Raw genomic sequence first — 17,606 nt, forward strand, 5'->3', positions numbered from 1 at the left:
AAACGTAAAATTCCCATCAAGCACTTGAATCATGTGTTTGATGGGGATTTTGGAGTTTCTGGTGAATAATTCAGGAAGTAGTATCAAGACGCTTGCAGAGAATTTTAGATATGCTGTAGGTGTTAGTAAGCAGGAGATATTAACTCGTTATCAAACAACGCTTGCCAAAATTGATGACACGTATCAAGAGATTATTAAGCAAATCTATGTTACTTATGACCGTCTTGATAAGTTAGGTGACTTAGCACACGATTTGACGTTAGCGGCTAATATCCAGTTAAAAAATACGGCTAACTATGCTAAAGCTAGTGGAGTAGCAGAAGAAAAGGTTTTAAGAACGAATGATGATGTGTTGAACTTCTTTAATGAATAGTAGTGAATAGCATTAAAAATAAGTAACTTGAATACCTAATTATTTGATTTACGTTTATTGAATTAGTAGAACGGTAGTAGGTAGATAAAAGTCGGGATTATAATTCTTGTATTTATAAGAATTATAATCCCGACTTTTGTAAGAGAAATAGTTATTATCCCTTGAGTGTAGATTAATTATTAAAATAATGAACCAAAGAGTTTAACAACAATATCATAGCCGAAGCAAATAATTGCAACCACGCATAGGAGTGTCCCCACCAATCCGACTAACATAACAGGGCCAGCAGTGGACATCATTGAATAACTAGGAATGAGACCAATCAATACCTTTAAGATAATTCCAATTGCACCTGTGAAAATACCAATACGATCAATAGTACCCAATGCTCGTATAGGGGTACCTTTATGAATGAAGAGAATAGCTATAAATAAAACAATTACGATAATTTACATGATTATCTTATGATAGATATTGATGTTGCATCAACCCTATCTCCTCCCCAATCCCCCGCACCAAACTCTCCGGCCCCAACACCCGCACATTACTCCCCTGACTCAACAACCACATCATCACACCACGCTCCCCAAACACCTCAGCCTCAATCACCACAGAACCGCCAGCATCCGGTTGCCGGTTCCGCACCCCGTCATCAGTAATGAGTTCCTCATCACCATTGGCCAAATACCGCTTCACAACCCGTGCAGTTGGCAACCGGTCCAACGCGGCCTCAACGATGCCCCAGAACTGGAAGCGTACGGTGATCAGAGAGCCGGGGTACATGAACTGGATGCGCTGGCGGAATTGGCCGTCTTCGAAGCGGTCGGCGCGTGAACGGGTGATGGTGGTGTCAGCGGTAGTGTAGGCCTGAATGCGGTCGGCGCGGTAGAGGAGGTTGGACGCATACTTTTCGTTGTAGGACACTACGTAAAAATAATATTCAGAGAAGATAATGGCCTCGGGCAAAATTGTCCGGGTGACCGTTTGCTTGTCGCGACGCTGGTAGGTAATGACCAGCGTCTTTTTTTGTCGAATGGCTTGGCTGAAGTCCCAGAGGCTGTTGAGGAGGTTTTGATGGTGATGCACCGGTTCGTAGAAGAAGGCCTCGTTCTTGATAATCGGTTCGACGGCTTTGCGGTCACTGGTTTTGATCAGTTGAAGTAGACCGCGCAACGTGCTGTTGAGTTCCTGCTTATTGAGTGCTCGGCTAGCCAGTAGCACCTTGATGAGCACGAGAACTTCTCGAGGTGTAAGTTCATGTTGTTCGGACACGAGTTGGTAGCCGGCGTCGGTGTGCACGATGGATTGGTGCGCGCTGGTGTCGGCTAAAAAGACGTTCAATTCACTGATGTCACGCTGAATTGCCCGGGGGCTGACCCCGAATTTCTGCACGAGGTCGGCCTTTTGAAGACGGGCGCCGTTGAGGAGGTCGTAGAAGATTTGGAGTTGCCGAAAGTTTTTAGCCATTTGATCACCTTTTGATTCTAGTAGACGAAATCTGTCTATCTAATTTGATACCTTGAGTATATCAAAAAGGAGTGGTGAAGATGACAGAAATCGACCAACAAGCCCTACACGAACTTTATAGCCAGTTAAATACCTTGGTGGGCACCGAAAATATGTTGAAGATCTGGCGAGTATTTAACGGCATGCAGGTGACGTTTCCAGCACACCTCTACAGCCGCCAACTTGCGGCGTTACGGATTCAGCAACAGTACGATGGCACCAATACCCGAGACCTCGCTCGGCGGTACCAGTACTCGCAAAAATGGGTGCAGCAGGTGCTCAAAGCACAGCGCAAATAATGGCGTTTAATAGTGAACTTTCCAAGGGGAGTTCAACCGAAGAGTGCCGTATCTAAGCCGTTTTCTTGTTGTTAAGATAATACTAATAAGAAAGGGGAGGGGTACGTGACAGAACCGGTTGACAAACGACTGTTGCAGCCACTTTACGAACGCCTAGAACAGTTACTGGGACCAGAAGCGATGTTAATGGTTTGGTCGGAATATAAGGGGACGCAGATCAACTTTCCGGCGCACTTATATAACCGCGAACGCGTCCAGCGACGGCTAATGCGAGAGCACCTCGATGACCGCCCGCAACAGCTTGCCAGAAAGTACGGCTATTCGCAAAAGTGGGTCCAACAAGTCCAGCGTGAGGGACGCCAAAGGGCTGAGAAGCAAGATCAATAAACAAGGGGATGTTTTGAATGAAGTTTTGTCCAAATTGTGGGAATGCGTTACAACCAGGGGTTAAATTTTGCCCAGCGTGTGGGATGAAGATTGAAGCGATGCAGTCAGTGAATGCCCAGCCGGTAGCCACTAAATCTGATGTTCAATCAACGAAGTCAAACGATTTACAAGCGACCGGCTCGACGGTTGCGTCGGTCGCTCAGCCGACTGATACAGGCAATGGCGAATCAGTTCAGCAATTGCAGTCGGAAGCTGGTGACGAGAATCGGACCCGTGACATAAACAACGCACAAACGGTATCGACTAGTCAACGGATGACGACTGAGCAACCTGCGCCAGATACGCAATCAGCAACTAATTCACAATCAAAGCAACAGGCGCAGACTAACCAGCAATCTGCCTATCAACAACAAGCGCAGTTCAACCAACCGTACAATAACCAGCGGACGCAACAAGCAATCCCAGATCAACCCCAACTCGGGTTTGTGGGGAGTGTGCAGTACGTGTTACAACACGCCTTCGAGTTTAACGGCAACGTGCCAGAAAGTCGGAAGTCGGTGTTTTGGTGGGGGTATTTGGGCATGTGCATCATCAGTATCATTTTGGCCTTTATCCCGGTCGTTGGCGTGCTGCTGGATATTGCGGTTCAAGTTTTGTTGATCTCAGCTTGTATGCGGCGGTTGGCCTACATTGGACAAAATACCGGAGTGGCTTGGTTGCTGATTATCCCAGTTGTTGGTCTTTATCCATACTTCCTCATGCTCCTCGATAGAAAGGTGGCCTGACGATGAAACGACGGGATTTAATTGCGCTGGCGTTGGCAATCGTGGTAATCCTGGTTGGTGGAACGTTGTTAGTGAAGACGCGGTTGGTAACGTCTAAGACGCAACTGTCAGAGCGGCTTTCAACGGCGGTGGAAAAGCAGGATAGTAAGCTGTTTTTGAAACAATTTGATAAGGAGAGCCAAGTGTCGCGATTCGCTAACCTTGGTGCCAAAGGTGTTTTGAAAGACTGGCAGAAAAACGCTACGATTTCTGATAAAGAAATTGGCAATCGGCTGGTGAACGATAAAAACATTGCGGGTGCTGAATATTACTACCAATTTTCGGTTCAAACGCGGACGAAGTTCCTGTTCTTTAAGGACTACTACATGAGTGCGAGTTTGACGAAAATTAAACCGGATGCGGATATTAAGAAGGCCGAGACCACGGTTAACAAACAAAAGGTAAAGGTTAGCGACTTCAATGATGAATTTTTCCCAGGCAAGTATCACTTCGACAGCAAGTTAAAGCAGGATGGCGATACGGTATCGAGTTGGTATGATTTTGTGCTAACCGGGGATCCGGCGCAGTTCGCATTGCCGTTTAATTTTGATAGTAGTGATTACAGTGATTCGGATGACACCGACTACGATGACAGCGCCGATGATGAAGATTCAGCCAGCACCGACAAAGCCTACGCTACGATGAACGATTCTGAGTACGAGAGTAAAGCGGATGAAATCGGTGATGCACTCGATAAGACCTATGGAGAAGAGCAATCAACCTATAGCTCATACGATGACAGTCAGTATCCAGATTATCAGGGGAATACGAAGTAACGATCGTTAGGAGGAAATGATAATGATTAAAGGCACTTGGACCAAAGCAACCGCAGTGATGTTAGGAACAGTTTTGATGGGAACGGCAATCGTCCCCGCTATCGATCAGCCGATGGCGGCTGGCACAGTGAGTGCGCAGGCGGCGGAACGGACGAGTAATAAGGCGGATTTTGAAGCTGTGAAGAAGGCGTTGTCTGAAAGCAGTACCACGACTCAAAATTATATTGCGAAAAGAGTTAATTATGAGGGTAACGGGACAATTACATCTTCGTACGCGCTGCCTAATGATAGTACTGGCAGCATGCCGTACGTCATCAATTCGATCGCGTATAGTTCAGTGTATAATGCACCGTTAAATGATAGTGGGGGTGTTGTTTTAGGATCTGATTTTGAACAGGACTGGGCAGCGGTAACTGACCTTTACCACTATTTCGCGCCACGTTTTTCAAGTGAGGACCAAGCGCAACTGGCTGATATGTATGCGCAGGTCCAAAATAAAACTATTCAAGAGGGAAAAACGGATGCCGTTCAACATTTTGGACTGACGTTAAGTACTGACGTCTTTGAATACGGCGCCATCGTCTACCACACACCGGCTGCTAACAAGAGCACAATTTCAAAGCTATCAGCTAAGAAGACCGCTTCGAAAAAGTACGTCAAGGTTACTGGAACGGCCAAGTTAACGAAGTCAGCCAACTACGCGCGCATCAAGACGTATAAAGGTTACCGCTATGCTAAGTTGAGTAGCAAGCACACCTTCAGTAAGACCATCTACGCACCAAAGGCCAAGACGGTTAAGGTGACGGTTGGTCATTATACGAACGGTCACTATACAGCAGTAACGGGGACGAAGACTGTTCGGGTGAAGTGAATCATATTAATGCTAAATTAAAATACGGTATGGACTTCCATTTCGAAAGTTCATACCGTATTTTTTAATGGTTATAAAAATCTGTTGTTATCCCCGCGGCAACAACGTCCCCAACAAATCAATCACCCCACTAGTCGCACTAGGAAAGGCAAAAATCTGTTGTTGCAGTTGGTCAGCGGTAAAGCGGGCGTTGATGATCAACGTCAGTAAGTTAACCAAATCATCACCATCGTCAGCGTATAAACTAGCGCCAACCAAGTAACCGGCCTTATCAAAGACCAAGGTTGCTTCGGCATCCAACGCCAACTTGAATTCGAAGGCTAATTGTTGACCAAATGGCACAACTTGGGTCCGGTAAAGGTCTGTGTGAGCTTCAGCTTCCGCAACACTCACACCAACTTCAGCTAACCGTGGCATGGTGAAGACCACACTGGGGATGGCTGGGTAGCTGATTGGGTCGGTGCTGCCTAGAATTGTGCGTGCGATGTAGTTTGATTCAAAGGTGGCAGTTGGTGTCAACTTCGGTTGGACTTTATCGATCACGTCGCCACTAACGAAGATGTTTGGCACAGTCGTTTGAAGATGATCGTTGACCTTGATCCCGCGGGCGGAGGCCTCGATGTTGAGGTCTTCTAAGCCGAGGTTTTCAACGTTAGCCACCCGGCCAGTTGCGCCAAGCACGTAATCAGCATCGATGGTCAGGCCACTCTTAGTGGTAACGGTGTAGGTATCGTCAGCTACTGAAACGGCAGTTACCGCTTCATTAAAGTGGAATTGAACGCCTTGCGCTTCCAACTTCGCTTGTAGTTTCGCCACGTAGGTTTGATTAAATGCCCCCAAAGCCCGGTCGCCAAATTCCACAATATGCACTTCGCGGCCCATCGTTGCAGCCATGGTAGCAAATTCCATCGCAATCACGCCGGCGCCAATGAAGACGAGCCGTTGTGGCATTTCTGGTAAGTCTAAGAATTCACGGCTGTCGTGAATGTTTTCGTTACCTGAAATTGGCAGGGTAGCTGGCCGTTGGCCGGTCCCAATCACGATGTAGTCACTGGTGTAGGTCTGGTCGCCGATTCGAACGGTGTGGGCGTCCGCAATCTTGGCGGCGCCAGTCAACAAGTCGATGCCCATTTTAGTAAAGAGTTGGCTCATCGTGGGTGCCAGTGGGTCGATGACGTTGTGCTTGTAGGCCATCAAGGCTGGCCAGTCGATGGTTGGGACACTGTTAACGCCGTGACCTTGGAAGCGTTGAAGCTGTTCAGTTAATTGAAAGGGACCGTCCAGCGCGATCTTAGCGTCGCAGCCGTAGTTGGTGCAGGTGCCGCCAACCAGGTCTTTTTCAACAATGGCCACTTGCTTGCCGGCTTGCTTTAACGCAACGGCTGCGTGCCAAGTTGCGTGACCGGAGCCGATAAAAATAACATCATAGTTCATATAAATGCCTCCAAGAATTTAATTAGTCGTGCACGATTGATATGGGGTAAGAAAACCGCTTTAGTCGTTAAAAGCGGTCATCAGTTTTTGATTGAGGGCGAGTGCTTGCTCGTAATCATCGATGGAAAGGTCGTGGCGTGCCAAGCACGTGGCGAGGGCGTCGTGGATCGGCGCTTCGTTCTCACGGGCCATGTCAGTTAAGCTGACCAGTAGGCGACGTTTGTCGTTTTCTGGATGCGTGCGGCTGACCCAACCACGGTCTTCAAGTCGCCGAACCATCGGCGTCAGGGTATTGGAATTCAGGTGCAACGTGGCGCCCAAGTCCCGTAACTCGCGGTGATCGTTTTCCCACAAGGTCGTGAGCAGTAAGTACTGCGGGTAGGTGAGGCTGTAGGGTGTCAGCGCTTCTTGATAAAACTTGTTAAACAAACGATTGACGTTGTAGACGCTGAAGCAGAGCTGATCTGCCAAGTGAACGTGAGTCGTCATGGCGCACCTCCAAATATTAGTCGTGTACGATTAAATTTTATATTACACGTCTTTTTAACAAATAGCAACCGTTAATTTAGCCGTTGATCCAGTTGGCGATAATGTCCGCCACGAAGGTTTCGCAAATTGCGGCCGCTAAACATAGTGGCACAACAGCTATCAGGTAGCCTTTGAGGAGTGGTCGCCAGACTGGCATTAGCGGTTGCGTTGTTTCGGTTCGTTTGCGCCAATGATGCCATTTGAGGCGGATGATGCGATTGATTTCAAATAGGAAAGCGGCCAAAACACACATTTCGGTGTACTCCAGTAAGCTGTGTGGCAGGCTGCCAATTAGAATTGCCAGACCGGCACGAACACTGTGGCGTAGCGCGATGCCGTACAGAATTCCGGGCAGAATCGCGGTTAGAATCGAATTCCAAAGGTAAAGGTAGCCGATTGGTATCAGCGATAAGACCAGCATGACCAACGGAATTTGAACGCCGTTGTGTAGGAAGTAGGCGCCGACTAACGACCAACCCTTGGCGTGTGCAACGGATGAGGGGGTAGCGTTGCTAGCGGTGTTGAGCACGTGGCTCATATCGGGATTAATCAAATAGGTGACAATGGCGGCCAGCAAGGTGAGACTGATCATTAAGCTTTGGAAGCGGATGGTGCGGTGAATAATGGCTTGGTTAGACATATGTGGCGCTCCTAGATTGAATTTTTAAGACTGATTTTAGTATGGCAGAGGCGAAGATTGCAGTCAATTCGGTAGGCGCTCTTGACAACACATAGATAATCGTCTATGTTTTACGTATAGACAACTATCTATTTGAAATGGGGTGACAATCAGTGACGAATGAACAGTACGTGGTCGCTTTAAAGGCCATGGCGGACGCAAAACGATTGAAGATCATTGATCTACTGTCGTGTGGCACGATGTGTGCATGTGACTTACTCACGCATTTTGACGTGACGCAACCGACCCTTTCTCATCACATGAAGGTGCTAGAAACGGCGGGCATCGTGTCGTCTCGGAAATCTGGGAAGTGGCATTACTACACGTTACGGCCCGAATTTATCCAACAATTTAAGATCAGTACGGCAACGTTGTTAGATGAACAGTCGGATTGCCAGTGCCATGATGAATCAGCAACGTGTGATAACGTGATTTAGTTAGAGGAGGAAGTAAGAATGGTAGCGTTGTATGAACCGTTGACGAGTGAGTTAACGCATTACCTATTTTTTACTGGCAAAGGTGGTGTTGGTAAAACTACGGTGGCGACTGCTACGGCGGTTAAACTAGCGGATGCCGGTCACCGAGTGATGATCGTGTCAACTGACCCGGCAAGTAACTTGCAGGACGTTTTTGAAATGCCATTGACGAATCAGCCAACACCGGTTAAAGCTGTTTCAGGACTGGATGCAGCTAATTTTGATCCGGTCGTTGCGGCAGCAGAATACCGAGAAAGCGTGATTGGACCGTACCGAGGGAAGTTGCCAGACGCGGCGATTGCGAACATGGCGGAACAGTTATCCGGCTCATGTACGGTTGAAATTGCGGCGTTTAATGAATTCGCGCATTTTTTGACGGATCCTGAAATTGCGAACCGGTATGATGAGATTATTTTTGACACTGCGCCGACTGGGCACACCTTGCGATTGCTGCAGTTGCCCTCAGCTTGGAATAATTATCTGGATGATAATCCGCAAGGGGCGTCTTGTCTGGGACAGCTGGCAGGATTGGGTGAACAAAAAGCCTGTTATGAACGAGCAGTGGCAACTTTAGCGGATGCCCAACAGACAACGCTGATGTTGGTCACTCGGCCTCAACGCGCATCGTTGTTAGAAGCGTCACGGACAGCGCAGGCGTTGGTGCAACTTGGGATGACGCAACAACGCTTGATTATTAACGGTGTTTTGACCGAATCAAATGACGCCCCATCGCGCGCAATTGTTGATCAGCAGCAAGCGGATTTAGCAGCGATGCCGGCTAATTTGAAAGCGCTATCTAGTGCGATGGTGCCACTTCGGGCGTATAACGTGACTGGGATTGCTAAGGTTCGTGCGTTATTACAGACACAGCAACCTGAGGTACAACGAGAAATAATTGACATACCAGCACTTCCGACACTGGACCGCGTGGTTGCGGACCTACTTGAAAGTCATAAAAAAATTGTTTTCACGATGGGCAAGGGTGGCGTTGGTAAAACGACCGTGGCCGTGCAATTAGCCCAGAAGTTAGCGCAACACGGCCGCACGGTTCATTTAGCAACGACGGATCCGGCAGACCACTTGGCATTGTTTAAAATTGACGACCCAGCCATTACGGTGAGTCACATTGATGAACAACGGGTTTTAAAGGCGTATCAAAGCGAGATCCTTACCAAGGCCAAGCAGACAATGAATGCGGATGACGTTGCCTATATTGCTGAAGATCTGCGGTCGCCTTGTACGCAGGAAATTGCGGTGTTTCGGGCATTTGCCGCAATCGTTGCTCAGGATGATAGTGATATCGTGGTCATTGATACGGCGCCAACTGGGCACACGCTTTTGTTGCTAGATTCCACGGAGAACTATGCGCAAGAAGTAAAGCGTACGACTGGTGAGGTGCCACAAGCGGTGATTGATCTTTTGCCACGGCTACAAGATTCACAGCAAACTGAGATCTTAACGGTGACGTTGCCGGAAGCAACGCCAATTTATGAAGCTGTTCGCTTGAACGCTGACCTTGACCGGGCTAAGATGCCTCATAAGTGGTGGCTGGTGAACCAGAGTACGGTAACGACCCCAACCGATAATCAGTTCTTGCAAGCACGGGCGGTCAACGAAGTCGAATGGCTTCAACGAGTTGCAACGATTTCGAAGGGGCATTACGCGGTGATGCCGTGGCAATCAAATTTTGAAGCAGTCCATTTAACCGTTTAGGAGGAAATTTTGATGAAAAAAGTCGAACTTTTTGAACCAGCAATGTGTTGTCCAACCGGGCTTTGTGGCCCCAGTATCGATCAGAATCTGATTCGTATCACGGCAATTTCGCGGTTTGTGAACCGGAGCGATTCGGCCCGGATTATTCGCCGGAATTTAAGTGGTAATCCTGATGCATTTGTCCGTAATGAACAAGTGGCCCAGCGACTGGCAACGGCCGGAATGGCCTGCTTGCCGATGACGCTCGTGGATGGCCAAATTGTCGCGACTGGTCAGTATCCGACAACCGCAGAATTAGAACAGTATACCGGGTTAACGCTGACGAATGTCCCCGTGGAGGTAACTAAGTGAAGCAAGTCTATTTCTTATGCACCGGTAACTCCTGTCGTAGCCAAATGGCAGAAGGATTTGCGCGTGAATTATTAGACCCAAACTGGCGAGTTGCGAGTGCAGGAGTTGAAATGCACGGCTTAAACCCCAACGCTGTCAAAGTAATGGCGGAAGTTGGCGTGAATATTGCTGACCATCACTCTAAGTTGATTGATCTGGATTACCTGAATAGTTCCGACTTAGTGGTGACCCTCTGTGGCGATGCCCGGGACAAATGCCCGATGACGCCGGCCAGAGTTGAAAAGCAGCATTGGCCATTACCGGATCCGGCTGGTGCGACGGGGACTGAGGCTGAGAAGTTGGCGGTCTTTCGGTCGGTGCGTGATGAGATTCGGGAACGCGTTTTGGCATTGCGAGCAACAGTTTAGCTAAAATGGGCTGGTTGGTGATGACGACCAGTCCGTTTTTGTGTCGTTATCATTGCGAATTATCAGTTGCGTTCGCTCCACATTTCCTGTAACCTAAAGCCTTGTATGTTACTGAGAAGGGAGCTGATTGCAGTGCCATACGTGACCTTTATCGCCTGTGCAACTGTAAGTGGCGAAGGACGTTTTTCCGCAAATTAACTTTTAGGAGAAATGACACGTGAAAAACGTCCAGAAAAAAGCACCATCTATTTTGATCATCATTGCGCTGGTGGGGTTTCCCCAAATCAGCGAATCGATTTTTGCGCCGGTATTGCCGGCATTGAGTCGGGCCTTCAACGTGAGTGTCCAGAACAGTCAGTTGACCATGAGTAGTTACTTTATCGGCTTTGCGGTCGGCGTTGTGTTTTGGGGCTGGCTGTCAGACCGAATTGGTCGGCGGCAAGCGATGCTGTGGGGCATCGTGGTTTATTTAATTGGGAACCTTGGCCTGCTGTTTGCTAGCCAGTTTCCGTTACTGATGACAGCACGGCTACTTCAGGCCTTTGGAGCAGCGGTTGGTTCAGTGGTCACGCAAACCATTATGCGTGAAAGTTTCAGTGGCGTTCGTGGTGAGCGGGTGTTTGCGCAAGTGAGTGCTGCAATGTCGTTGTCGCCGGCGTTAGGACCGCTGATTGGTGGGGCGCTTCAGACATACTGGGGCGGCTATCGCAGCGTATTCTTCGCGTTAGTGATCATGGCGATGTTGCTGTGGGGTTATACGAAACTCCGGTTACCGGAAACGTTGATGCAGGTCGTCACGCAGACGGTTCCGTGGTGGCGAGTTGCCGGTCGGTTGGTACGGACACCGCGGGTTTGGGTGTACGGGTTGCTGATCAGCGGCATTAACGGCGTGCTGTTCAGTTACTACGCCGAAGCACCGTTTGTGTTTGAAACTCACTTTGGCCTGTCCGCCTTTCAGTACGGCTGGTCTGGGATGGTGATTGCGGCCGCTAGTTTGGTTGGTGCGAGTTTGACCACCACGCTGGCGGGGCGGGTGACGCCGGAGACGCTGATTGATGCTGGGTTAGTGTTAGCGTTGATTGGCTCGGTGGCGCTGTTTGTTGGCATTCAGCAGTTAGTGTCCGCATTTATCGCCATTTTCTTGACCTTTACCGGAATCAACCTTGCGTTGCCGATGGTACTCAACCGAGTGCTGATCGGGTTTGAAGATGTAATGGGGACCGCTAGTGGGCTGTTGAGTCTGGGATACTACCTTGGCATCAGTGCGCTGACGCTGTTGATGAGTGCGATGCACGATGGGACCGTTTGGGTGTTGCCGCAGTACATGACCTTGGTTGTGGCGGTGATGTTGATTGGGAGCGTTGGGTTGCACCGAGTAATCAAAATTAAAGTCTAAATTTAAAAGCGACAGTTAATGGGTGCGAAATGCACCGGTTAACTGTCGCTTTTGTGAGTTATTTAGTGGTCACGTTAACTTGGCCGTTGTTGCTTGTTAAGACCAGTTGTTCGGCGTGGTGATCGTTGTAGTGGTTAGAAATTTTTCGACCATTGAGGTGTGCTTGACCGTTTTTAAGCTGGACTTGTAGTCCCGGAACAGTCACCCGTTTCAGGTTAGTGCTGCCATTTTGTTTGGTTAGGGTCCCGGCTTCTTTCAGTGAAACAGCCGTGAGTTGGGTAGTGCCGTTACTGTGGGTCAAGTTGAGGTGATCGATACTGATGTCGTTCAACTTCAAAGTTCCGTTGAGTTGGTCAGCACTCAGCGTCGTGAGTTGAGTGGGCACCGTAATCGTGATCTTGGCAGAACGCCCCAACTCAAAGTGGTGTTGACCAGCTTGAGCTTGGGTAACGGTGACCGTATCGCCAGCTTCGCGCAATTGTAATTCATCGTTGGTCACGTTGGTGGCGTTAATCGTAAATTGTGAGCCAGCTTTAATCTCCACCACGGCGGTTCGCACGTTCAATGACAGGTTCCGAACGGTGGTGGTCGAAGTCAGCGATTTTTGCGTTAGTTTTGACACTGAGAATTGATTAAGGTCGATGCGATGATTACTGGTAACTGCCCAGCCGGCACCAGCGCCAATTACCGCAGCGATGATGACGATAATTGAGATGCCCCACAGTATGATTTTTTTCACTAGTTCTCCTCCAAAACAAACTTTTCTAGGTAGGCTTGCACCATCAACACCAGCGTTTCCGTTTGGTTGACGAAGGTTTCAGCCGTTAACACTTGATCTAAATCGTTCAAAAATTGAACGCCCCGTTGTAAATACTGCTGTTGCGCAACGCTTAGCCCCAGTTCGCGTTGTTGTTCATCAAACCAGTGAGCCAGCACGTTGCTGAACCCGTAAGTCCCATCAGCCATCCGTTTCTGATAGGTATCATGTAGTAGTGGCCCGATTTCCGGTCGGTACCACTCCATGAGGACCTGGTTTTGTTTAATGGTGTCAAATACCGTACGGACGATCATCGTTGCGCCATCGACTAACCCGATACCGGCTGCCAACTTAGCGGCCAAGGTTGCGCGAAGCCGCTCGTTTTCAGTATCGTAAACGGCGAGAAAGACGGCTTGCTTGGATGGGTAGAATTTATAGAACGAACCGGTCGCAATCTCTGCGGCCTTGGCAATTTGCGCAACGTTGGTGTGCTTATAGCCGTTGGCAAGAAAGACCGTGGTTGCGGCATCTAGAACTGATGGCATGGTGAGTTAACCTCCGTGAATGAATAATTTGATTTATTCATTCATAATAATTGAAGTCCATCGGTAATACAACAGTTTGTTTTAACGACGAAACTAATTACTGCTAATGGGTTATTTATGATAAAATGATGGCATTAATCTCAGGAGGATTTAATTTATGGAAACCATTTACAGCGCAAACGCACCAGAACCACTCGGACCCTATTCTCAGGCTAAGAAGACCGGCGACTTAGTTTTTATTTCTGGCCAAATTGGGATTGACCCCAAAACTGGCAAATTAGCCGGTGATGATATTGAAACCCAAACCAAGCAAGTCATGGCGAACTTAGGTGCCATCTTGGAAGCAGCCGGTAAGTCCTACAAGGACGTGGTGAAGGCGACCTGCTTACTAAAGAACATCGATGACTTCGGCAAATTCAACGCCATCTACGGCGACTACGTTGAATCAAAACCAGCCCGGTCAACGTTTGCGGCGGTGATTCCGGCTGGGGCGTTAGTTGAGGTGGAGTTGATTGTGGAGTAAAGAGAGTGTGGAACACGTTTAGGCTCGAGGACAGTTACGCACCAAAACGCCAGTTACATACCCACCAAAACACGCGTCATGCAATCAGCATCCCGATTGCATGACGCGTATTTTGGTCTAAATGCACAATTTCACGCTAAACATAAATGATATAATCCTTCTATTGGGGGAATTCATTATGAAAAAGTTAGGGACATCATTCATCATCGCAGCTTCGCTAGGAGTCGCCTTCGGGGTTAGTAATATCAACAACCATGCAGCAGCCGCTACTTGGCACAAAGGGACACCAACTGTCTTACGTGGCAAGTACCGCACAGCATTTAAGTCGGTGAAACCGTATTATTTCAGAAGTTATCTGCACATCACGACTTATAAACTACAATTTTGGCAGAACGAGTACAGTCACAGCAAAAAGTATGTCAGTTCAGCCAACATTTTTGGTATCAACGGTAAGGCCAAATACCGTAAGCTCAAGGCCGGACTGTATGAAGTTCGTGGGAACGCCTACGTGGATCAGACTCAGACTTGGTACGTTAAGCGGTACAGTCACAACCGGGTTCGCTTGACTTACACGAAGTCGTTTGCCGGGCAAGACTACTATCAAAAATACTAGTATCTGCTAGTCAGATATTGAAATCAAAAACAGGCGTCACGTAATCGATAACATCTCGATTACGTGACGCCTATTTTTCAGTTTATTTCTTCAAACCAGAAGCAAACTTCGCCATGGCTTCTTGAACCTCAGTCACCTTATCTGGCAGTAACTTTGGCGCTAATTTTGCAGCGAAGTCCTTCAACGCCGTCTGGTCAAACGTGCCCGCTGCTTGTTTTTTAAAAGCCTCGGCTAACATTGCTTTCACATCATCTTGCATCTCTGGTAACGTCCGGTCAATCAAAAAGGTAAAAAATTGTTTTTGTGGGTCCATCAGATCACCTACTTTGTTAGATTACCCATAGTTTAGAAAATTAACGCACAAAAGGCAACGATTAAGCAAGCGACGCTACAATTTGCTGGTACTGGCTCAACAGATCATCGTACTCATGTAGTTTCAGTTTGCGGTGCATCTGGTCAACTTGCCAGGGCTTAACCGTTAACGTGTGGATCCAAGGGAAAATGCGGAAGCTGGTTGTAAAGTGTTGAAAGACCGTGTCGGCGTGCAACCGATGCTGTTCATTAAAGCGGCGGGGAGCGATTCGTTTAGTAAAAGCCAGTTTATTGAGCGCTGACTGATCCGGCATGAACATCCGCTGAACTCGGCAAAGGTAGCGACAGTCAGCAAACAACCCGGATTCCCGAATTTGGCGCAGGTTCAGCAACAAAACCCCCGAATTTAGATAGGATAAGTGCGCGAACCGCTCCTTAAACAGCCACTGACCATAGTGGTCGAGCACGCCAACGAATTCGACATGCTCAAGTGGTTGTTGATAAAATACCTGACAGTTCTGCCGACAAATCACGTCAGTATCTAAATACAAAATCCGGTTTGGTAACACTGGTACCTGATCCGCGTAAAGTCGAAGCATACAGTTTGGGGTAAAAATCGTGTTGAGGTTTGCGGTTGGGAATTCAGTTTGGAATTGCCGCGTGATATCAATTTTAACAACGGTACTTAATGGATTTTCCCGTTGGACTAGGACGTTAAGTTTCGCAACAACTCGGTCTTCAATCGGCCAGTAAGTCCGGTCTGGTGTCGTGATCGTGGCCGTTAAAATGTAAATGTGGAGCGGTTCAGTGTGGTGCTTGGTCAGGGAAAGAATCGAAATGATTAGTCCGTCTCGCATGTGTTGATCGCCGCAGTATAGAATGTTCATTTTGGGGATCTCCTTTGATAGTGAACGTAGTCGTAGGTGCTGGCCTGACTGCGATGGTGCATGCAGTCGGTCACTTGCTGGTGCAGGTGGCGCTGTTGCTGCTTGGCCGTCAGGTGTGGATCTGGAAAAAAGGGACCGTCAACGTAGACTGTTACCCGGGGCTTACGGTGCCACCGAGAACGTTGGTAGGTGGTCGTGACGCAAAATACCGGTGCTGGGTGTGCAACTGGGTAGTGAAACGCGGTCGCCGGAAACGGGCGAATCATGGTGGCATAAGGCCAGACGTGGGCTTCAGGATAGATCATCACAGCCCGTCCTTGGTCGACGGCCTCGTAAACACCAGTGGTAAATTGTTGCAGTTGGTGCAACTGCGATGGAATCGGCAACGCCCCCGCGGCAGGTAACCAGTGACCGATGATTGGGATGCCGAGATTGGCTGGTGCAACAATAATGGCCGGGTGTTTACTGAGCATGAAAGGGAGGAACACGTCGCCAGTTGGTTGCGTGTGATTGCCGTATAAGTAGACGCCATGATGCTGATATGGTGCTAAACAGCGAGTATTGCGAACAGTAATGTGTAGTCCATAGCGACAAATGGATTTGGCCAGCCAGCGGATGATCAGTTGAAATACGTTGCTGAATCTGGTTGCAAGTCGACCACGGTGCCACTGGTAGTCCGGTGGGAGCTGGTAAGTTTGATTAGCGCTCTGGATGATATCGTCTGAAACGTGATCGTAGTAGATCGTCTGGTTAAATTTGATTGGCATCTTGATGCGCCTCCCAAGTGAAAATTTAAGGTTGCAAGCCCCGCAATAAAAACTCCAACGCTTCATCACAAGCTCGGTCCACGTTTTGCGGCTCGGTATTTAAAACCAGTTGGGGTCCCGCATGACTGACGAAAACGCCAATCACGTAACGACCGATTCGCGGTGCTGGCCAGTCAACGAGTTGGTTCGTCAGCTGGTATTGCTTAAGCACCAGTTCCATGGTGGCGATGCCTTGTTGAATCAAGGCTTGGTTATTGATCATGAGGGCTTGGATATTAGCAGGATGCAGGATCAGTTCCTGAACGAAGATCCGCAGGTAGTGCTGATTGTCCGAAATAAACTGCATCCGGTCGTGTAAGACGTAGGCGAGAAAATCCGAAAAGTTGGGAATTTGAACGTGTTGTGCCGAGTCGATGAACTCAGACGCAATTTTAGGAATCACGTGCTCCAAGAAGGGCACTAGCAACGCATTTAATAGCGCCTGTTTGGTTCTAAATTGTTTGAAGACGGTGCCTTCCGAAACCTGAGCCAGCGTTGCGATATCACTGGTAGTTGTGTGATCAAAGCCCTTTTGAGAAAAGAGGGTGAGACTGGCGCGGAGCACGGCTTTTTGTTTGTCGGAAAGTTCGGCTGATTGAATGGAATCTTCGAATAGGGTTTCAACGGTATGCTGGGTTGCCATGAGGAGCCTCCTTAGGTTGAGTGGGTTGGCGCCAACCGGCAATGTCGGTGACGTCAAACTGAGTCGTGTAGGGTTGGTGGTAGGCGGCTTCGTAAGCGGCCACTTTTTGCTGTTCATCGCGACGTTGCATGGCCAGTTCGTTTTCCCGGGCAGTCAGGTTCGGGTCCGGGTAAATGGGGTCGAGTACGTGAACGATGTAACGGGTTTGGTTAAATTCAGCGTTGTCCTGACGTGGTGAATCTTGAATTTCGATAAACAGCGACGCAATTGGGACGTTGAACTTCACAGCGTAATGGTACGGGCCGCGTTTGGTTGGTCGCGGTTTGCGGTAGTTGAACCACATTTCTTGTTCCGGGTAGATCAAGACAAGCCGGTTTTGGTCTAGCTGTTGGGCAAGGGCTTGTGGAAAGGTTCGGGCCATGTAGCCTGAATTATTCATACCTTCCAAAAAAGTCGTCAGTTTTCATGTTTTTCAAAAACTGACGGCTTTTGATCTTGCT

At 48.5% G+C, this 17,606-nt stretch carries 24 protein-coding genes; 13 read left to right on the forward strand and 11 right to left on the reverse strand.

Translation table 11 applies throughout. The features are described 5' to 3' along the window. Positions 1 to 61 precede the first annotated feature (61 nt). On the forward strand, positions 62 to 373 hold the full coding sequence (locus ACYVR3_RS14600; protein WP_461244820.1) for a hypothetical protein: 312 nt from the start codon (positions 62 to 64) through the stop codon (positions 371 to 373). 462 nt (positions 374 to 835) lie between these two features. Here the strand turns inward: ACYVR3_RS14600 and ACYVR3_RS14605 are convergent, their stop codons facing one another. Beyond that, a complete protein-coding gene (locus tag ACYVR3_RS14605) occupies positions 836 to 1,840 on the reverse strand; it encodes a helix-turn-helix transcriptional regulator (protein WP_461244821.1) in 1,005 nt (334 codons plus the stop codon). Positions 1,841 to 1,920: 80 nt separating this feature from the next. Here ACYVR3_RS14605 and ACYVR3_RS14610 point away from each other — a divergent pair, with 80 nt between their 5' ends. The 5 genes from ACYVR3_RS14610 to ACYVR3_RS14630 all read left to right on the forward strand — a co-directional run bounded on the left by ACYVR3_RS14610 (position 1,921) and on the right by ACYVR3_RS14630 (position 5,036). Then, complete coding sequence (locus ACYVR3_RS14610) at positions 1,921 to 2,178, forward strand: Mor transcription activator family protein (protein ID WP_461244822.1); 258 nt, start codon at positions 1,921 to 1,923, stop codon at positions 2,176 to 2,178. A 105-nt stretch (positions 2,179 to 2,283) separates the two neighbouring features. Continuing rightward, complete coding sequence (locus tag ACYVR3_RS14615; RefSeq protein ID WP_461244823.1) at positions 2,284 to 2,565, forward strand: Mor transcription activator family protein; 282 nt, start codon at positions 2,284 to 2,286, stop codon at positions 2,563 to 2,565. Positions 2,566 to 2,582: 17 nt separating this feature from the next. After that, positions 2,583 to 3,350 carry a zinc-ribbon domain-containing protein gene (locus ACYVR3_RS14620; protein ID WP_461244824.1) on the forward strand — a complete coding sequence of 256 codons (768 nt, stop codon included), beginning with the start codon at positions 2,583 to 2,585 and terminating at the stop codon, positions 3,348 to 3,350. 2 nt (positions 3,351 to 3,352) lie between these two features. Next, entirely contained in the window at positions 3,353 to 4,165 is an 813-nt protein-coding gene (locus tag ACYVR3_RS14625) for a zinc ribbon domain-containing protein (RefSeq protein WP_461244825.1), read from the forward strand. Between the two features lie 22 nt (positions 4,166 to 4,187). Beyond that, entirely contained in the window at positions 4,188 to 5,036 is an 849-nt protein-coding gene (locus ACYVR3_RS14630) for a hypothetical protein (protein ID WP_461244826.1), read from the forward strand. An 87-nt stretch (positions 5,037 to 5,123) separates the two neighbouring features. Here the strand turns inward: ACYVR3_RS14630 and ACYVR3_RS14635 are convergent, their stop codons facing one another. The 3 genes from ACYVR3_RS14635 to ACYVR3_RS14645 form a co-directional block, all read right to left on the reverse strand. Further along, positions 5,124 to 6,470 (reverse strand): dihydrolipoyl dehydrogenase family protein, encoded by a 1,347-nt coding sequence (locus ACYVR3_RS14635; protein WP_461244827.1) that lies wholly within the window; start codon positions 6,468 to 6,470, stop codon positions 5,124 to 5,126. Between the two features lie 60 nt (positions 6,471 to 6,530). Next, positions 6,531 to 6,959 carry a MarR family winged helix-turn-helix transcriptional regulator gene (locus ACYVR3_RS14640; protein ID WP_461244828.1) on the reverse strand — a complete coding sequence of 143 codons (429 nt, stop codon included), beginning with the start codon at positions 6,957 to 6,959 and terminating at the stop codon, positions 6,531 to 6,533. A 76-nt stretch (positions 6,960 to 7,035) separates the two neighbouring features. Continuing rightward, positions 7,036 to 7,638 (reverse strand): stage II sporulation protein M, encoded by a 603-nt coding sequence (locus ACYVR3_RS14645; RefSeq protein ID WP_461244829.1) that lies wholly within the window; start codon positions 7,636 to 7,638, stop codon positions 7,036 to 7,038. 152 nt (positions 7,639 to 7,790) lie between these two features. Between ACYVR3_RS14645 and ACYVR3_RS14650 the strand changes: the two genes are divergently transcribed. The 5 genes from ACYVR3_RS14650 (at position 7,791) to ACYVR3_RS14670 (ending at position 12,020) form a co-directional block, all read left to right on the forward strand. After that, positions 7,791 to 8,114 (forward strand): ArsR/SmtB family transcription factor, encoded by a 324-nt coding sequence (locus ACYVR3_RS14650; RefSeq protein WP_461244830.1) that lies wholly within the window; start codon positions 7,791 to 7,793, stop codon positions 8,112 to 8,114. An 18-nt stretch (positions 8,115 to 8,132) separates the two neighbouring features. Continuing rightward, positions 8,133 to 9,866 carry an arsenical pump-driving ATPase gene (gene arsA, locus ACYVR3_RS14655; RefSeq protein ID WP_461244831.1) on the forward strand — a complete coding sequence of 578 codons (1,734 nt, stop codon included), beginning with the start codon at positions 8,133 to 8,135 and terminating at the stop codon, positions 9,864 to 9,866. 12 nt (positions 9,867 to 9,878) lie between these two features. Next, the gene (gene arsD, locus ACYVR3_RS14660) at positions 9,879 to 10,217 is read left to right on the forward strand and encodes an arsenite efflux transporter metallochaperone ArsD (RefSeq protein WP_461244832.1); all 339 of its coding nucleotides are present in this window, start codon (positions 9,879 to 9,881) and stop codon (positions 10,215 to 10,217) included. Beyond that, positions 10,214 to 10,624 (forward strand): arsenate reductase (thioredoxin), encoded by a 411-nt coding sequence (gene arsC / locus ACYVR3_RS14665; protein ID WP_461244833.1) that lies wholly within the window; start codon positions 10,214 to 10,216, stop codon positions 10,622 to 10,624. The genes arsD and arsC overlap by 4 nt, the downstream gene beginning before the upstream one ends. A 217-nt stretch (positions 10,625 to 10,841) precedes the next feature. Continuing rightward, positions 10,842 to 12,020, forward strand: a complete 1,179-nt coding sequence (locus ACYVR3_RS14670; RefSeq protein ID WP_461244834.1) for a multidrug effflux MFS transporter — start codon at positions 10,842 to 10,844, stop codon at positions 12,018 to 12,020. Between the two features lie 58 nt (positions 12,021 to 12,078). Here ACYVR3_RS14670 and ACYVR3_RS14675 read toward each other — a convergent pair whose 3' ends face one another. Then, positions 12,079 to 12,759 (reverse strand): DUF4097 family beta strand repeat-containing protein, encoded by a 681-nt coding sequence (locus tag ACYVR3_RS14675; RefSeq protein WP_461244835.1) that lies wholly within the window; start codon positions 12,757 to 12,759, stop codon positions 12,079 to 12,081. Beyond that, complete coding sequence (locus ACYVR3_RS14680) at positions 12,759 to 13,322, reverse strand: TetR/AcrR family transcriptional regulator (RefSeq protein ID WP_461244836.1); 564 nt, start codon at positions 13,320 to 13,322, stop codon at positions 12,759 to 12,761. The genes ACYVR3_RS14675 and ACYVR3_RS14680 overlap by 1 nt, the downstream gene beginning before the upstream one ends. Positions 13,323 to 13,479: 157 nt before the next feature. On the opposite strand from ACYVR3_RS14680, the gene ACYVR3_RS14685 reads away from it, so the two are divergent. Next, a complete protein-coding gene (locus tag ACYVR3_RS14685; RefSeq protein ID WP_054735328.1) occupies positions 13,480 to 13,845 on the forward strand; it encodes a Rid family detoxifying hydrolase in 366 nt (121 codons plus the stop codon). A 178-nt stretch (positions 13,846 to 14,023) separates the two neighbouring features. Further along, entirely contained in the window at positions 14,024 to 14,458 is a 435-nt protein-coding gene (locus tag ACYVR3_RS14690) for a hypothetical protein (RefSeq protein ID WP_461244837.1), read from the forward strand. A gap of 82 nt (positions 14,459 to 14,540) precedes the next feature. On the opposite strand, the gene ACYVR3_RS14695 is transcribed toward ACYVR3_RS14690, so the two are convergent. From ACYVR3_RS14695 to ACYVR3_RS14715, 5 genes are all read right to left on the reverse strand, one after another. Continuing rightward, positions 14,541 to 14,771, reverse strand: a complete 231-nt coding sequence (locus tag ACYVR3_RS14695; protein WP_461244838.1) for a hypothetical protein — start codon at positions 14,769 to 14,771, stop codon at positions 14,541 to 14,543. A gap of 61 nt (positions 14,772 to 14,832) precedes the next feature. Continuing rightward, the gene (locus ACYVR3_RS14700) at positions 14,833 to 15,657 is read right to left on the reverse strand and encodes a glycosyltransferase (protein ID WP_461244839.1); all 825 of its coding nucleotides are present in this window, start codon (positions 15,655 to 15,657) and stop codon (positions 14,833 to 14,835) included. Next, positions 15,654 to 16,424: a lysophospholipid acyltransferase family protein gene (locus ACYVR3_RS14705; protein ID WP_461244840.1), complete on the reverse strand. Its 771-nt coding sequence runs from the start codon at positions 16,422 to 16,424 to the stop codon at positions 15,654 to 15,656. The genes ACYVR3_RS14700 and ACYVR3_RS14705 overlap by 4 nt, the downstream gene beginning before the upstream one ends. Positions 16,425 to 16,449: 25 nt before the next feature. Further along, complete coding sequence (locus ACYVR3_RS14710) at positions 16,450 to 17,106, reverse strand: TetR/AcrR family transcriptional regulator (protein WP_461244841.1); 657 nt, start codon at positions 17,104 to 17,106, stop codon at positions 16,450 to 16,452. Then, positions 17,084 to 17,545, reverse strand: a complete 462-nt coding sequence (locus ACYVR3_RS14715; RefSeq protein ID WP_461244842.1) for a lysophospholipid acyltransferase family protein — start codon at positions 17,543 to 17,545, stop codon at positions 17,084 to 17,086. Before ACYVR3_RS14715 ends, ACYVR3_RS14710 begins: the two co-directional genes overlap by 23 nt. Positions 17,546 to 17,606 lie beyond the last annotated feature (61 nt).

This window comes from Secundilactobacillus muriivasis, assembly GCF_054785195.1.

What these genes read in the sequence shown, in the direction of transcription:
- ACYVR3_RS14690 (WP_461244837.1), top strand. Translation starts at nt 14,024, where the DNA reads ATGAAAAAGTTAGGGACATCATTCATCATCGCAGCTTCGCTAGGAGTC.
- arsA (WP_461244831.1), top strand. Translation starts at nt 8,133, where the DNA reads ATGGTAGCGTTGTATGAACCGTTGACGAGTGAGTTAACGCATTACCTA.
- arsD (WP_461244832.1), top strand. Translation starts at nt 9,879, where the DNA reads ATGAAAAAAGTCGAACTTTTTGAACCAGCAATGTGTTGTCCAACCGGG.
- ACYVR3_RS14700 (WP_461244839.1), bottom strand. Translation starts at nt 15,657, where the DNA reads ATGAACATTCTATACTGCGGCGATCAACACATGCGAGACGGACTAATC.
- ACYVR3_RS14680 (WP_461244836.1), bottom strand. Translation starts at nt 13,322, where the DNA reads ATGCCATCAGTTCTAGATGCCGCAACCACGGTCTTTCTTGCCAACGGC.
- ACYVR3_RS14620 (WP_461244824.1), top strand. Translation starts at nt 2,583, where the DNA reads ATGAAGTTTTGTCCAAATTGTGGGAATGCGTTACAACCAGGGGTTAAA.
- ACYVR3_RS14715 (WP_461244842.1), bottom strand. Translation starts at nt 17,545, where the DNA reads ATGAATAATTCAGGCTACATGGCCCGAACCTTTCCACAAGCCCTTGCC.
- ACYVR3_RS14695 (WP_461244838.1), bottom strand. Translation starts at nt 14,771, where the DNA reads ATGGACCCACAAAAACAATTTTTTACCTTTTTGATTGACCGGACGTTA.
- ACYVR3_RS14705 (WP_461244840.1), bottom strand. Translation starts at nt 16,424, where the DNA reads ATGCCAATCAAATTTAACCAGACGATCTACTACGATCACGTTTCAGAC.
- ACYVR3_RS14640 (WP_461244828.1), bottom strand. Translation starts at nt 6,959, where the DNA reads ATGACGACTCACGTTCACTTGGCAGATCAGCTCTGCTTCAGCGTCTAC.
- ACYVR3_RS14645 (WP_461244829.1), bottom strand. Translation starts at nt 7,638, where the DNA reads ATGTCTAACCAAGCCATTATTCACCGCACCATCCGCTTCCAAAGCTTA.
- ACYVR3_RS14605 (WP_461244821.1), bottom strand. Translation starts at nt 1,840, where the DNA reads ATGGCTAAAAACTTTCGGCAACTCCAAATCTTCTACGACCTCCTCAAC.
- ACYVR3_RS14710 (WP_461244841.1), bottom strand. Translation starts at nt 17,106, where the DNA reads ATGGCAACCCAGCATACCGTTGAAACCCTATTCGAAGATTCCATTCAA.
- ACYVR3_RS14635 (WP_461244827.1), bottom strand. Translation starts at nt 6,470, where the DNA reads ATGAACTATGATGTTATTTTTATCGGCTCCGGTCACGCAACTTGGCAC.
- ACYVR3_RS14630 (WP_461244826.1), top strand. Translation starts at nt 4,188, where the DNA reads ATGATTAAAGGCACTTGGACCAAAGCAACCGCAGTGATGTTAGGAACA.
- ACYVR3_RS14685 (WP_054735328.1), top strand. Translation starts at nt 13,480, where the DNA reads ATGGAAACCATTTACAGCGCAAACGCACCAGAACCACTCGGACCCTAT.
- ACYVR3_RS14625 (WP_461244825.1), top strand. Translation starts at nt 3,353, where the DNA reads ATGAAACGACGGGATTTAATTGCGCTGGCGTTGGCAATCGTGGTAATC.
- ACYVR3_RS14610 (WP_461244822.1), top strand. Translation starts at nt 1,921, where the DNA reads ATGACAGAAATCGACCAACAAGCCCTACACGAACTTTATAGCCAGTTA.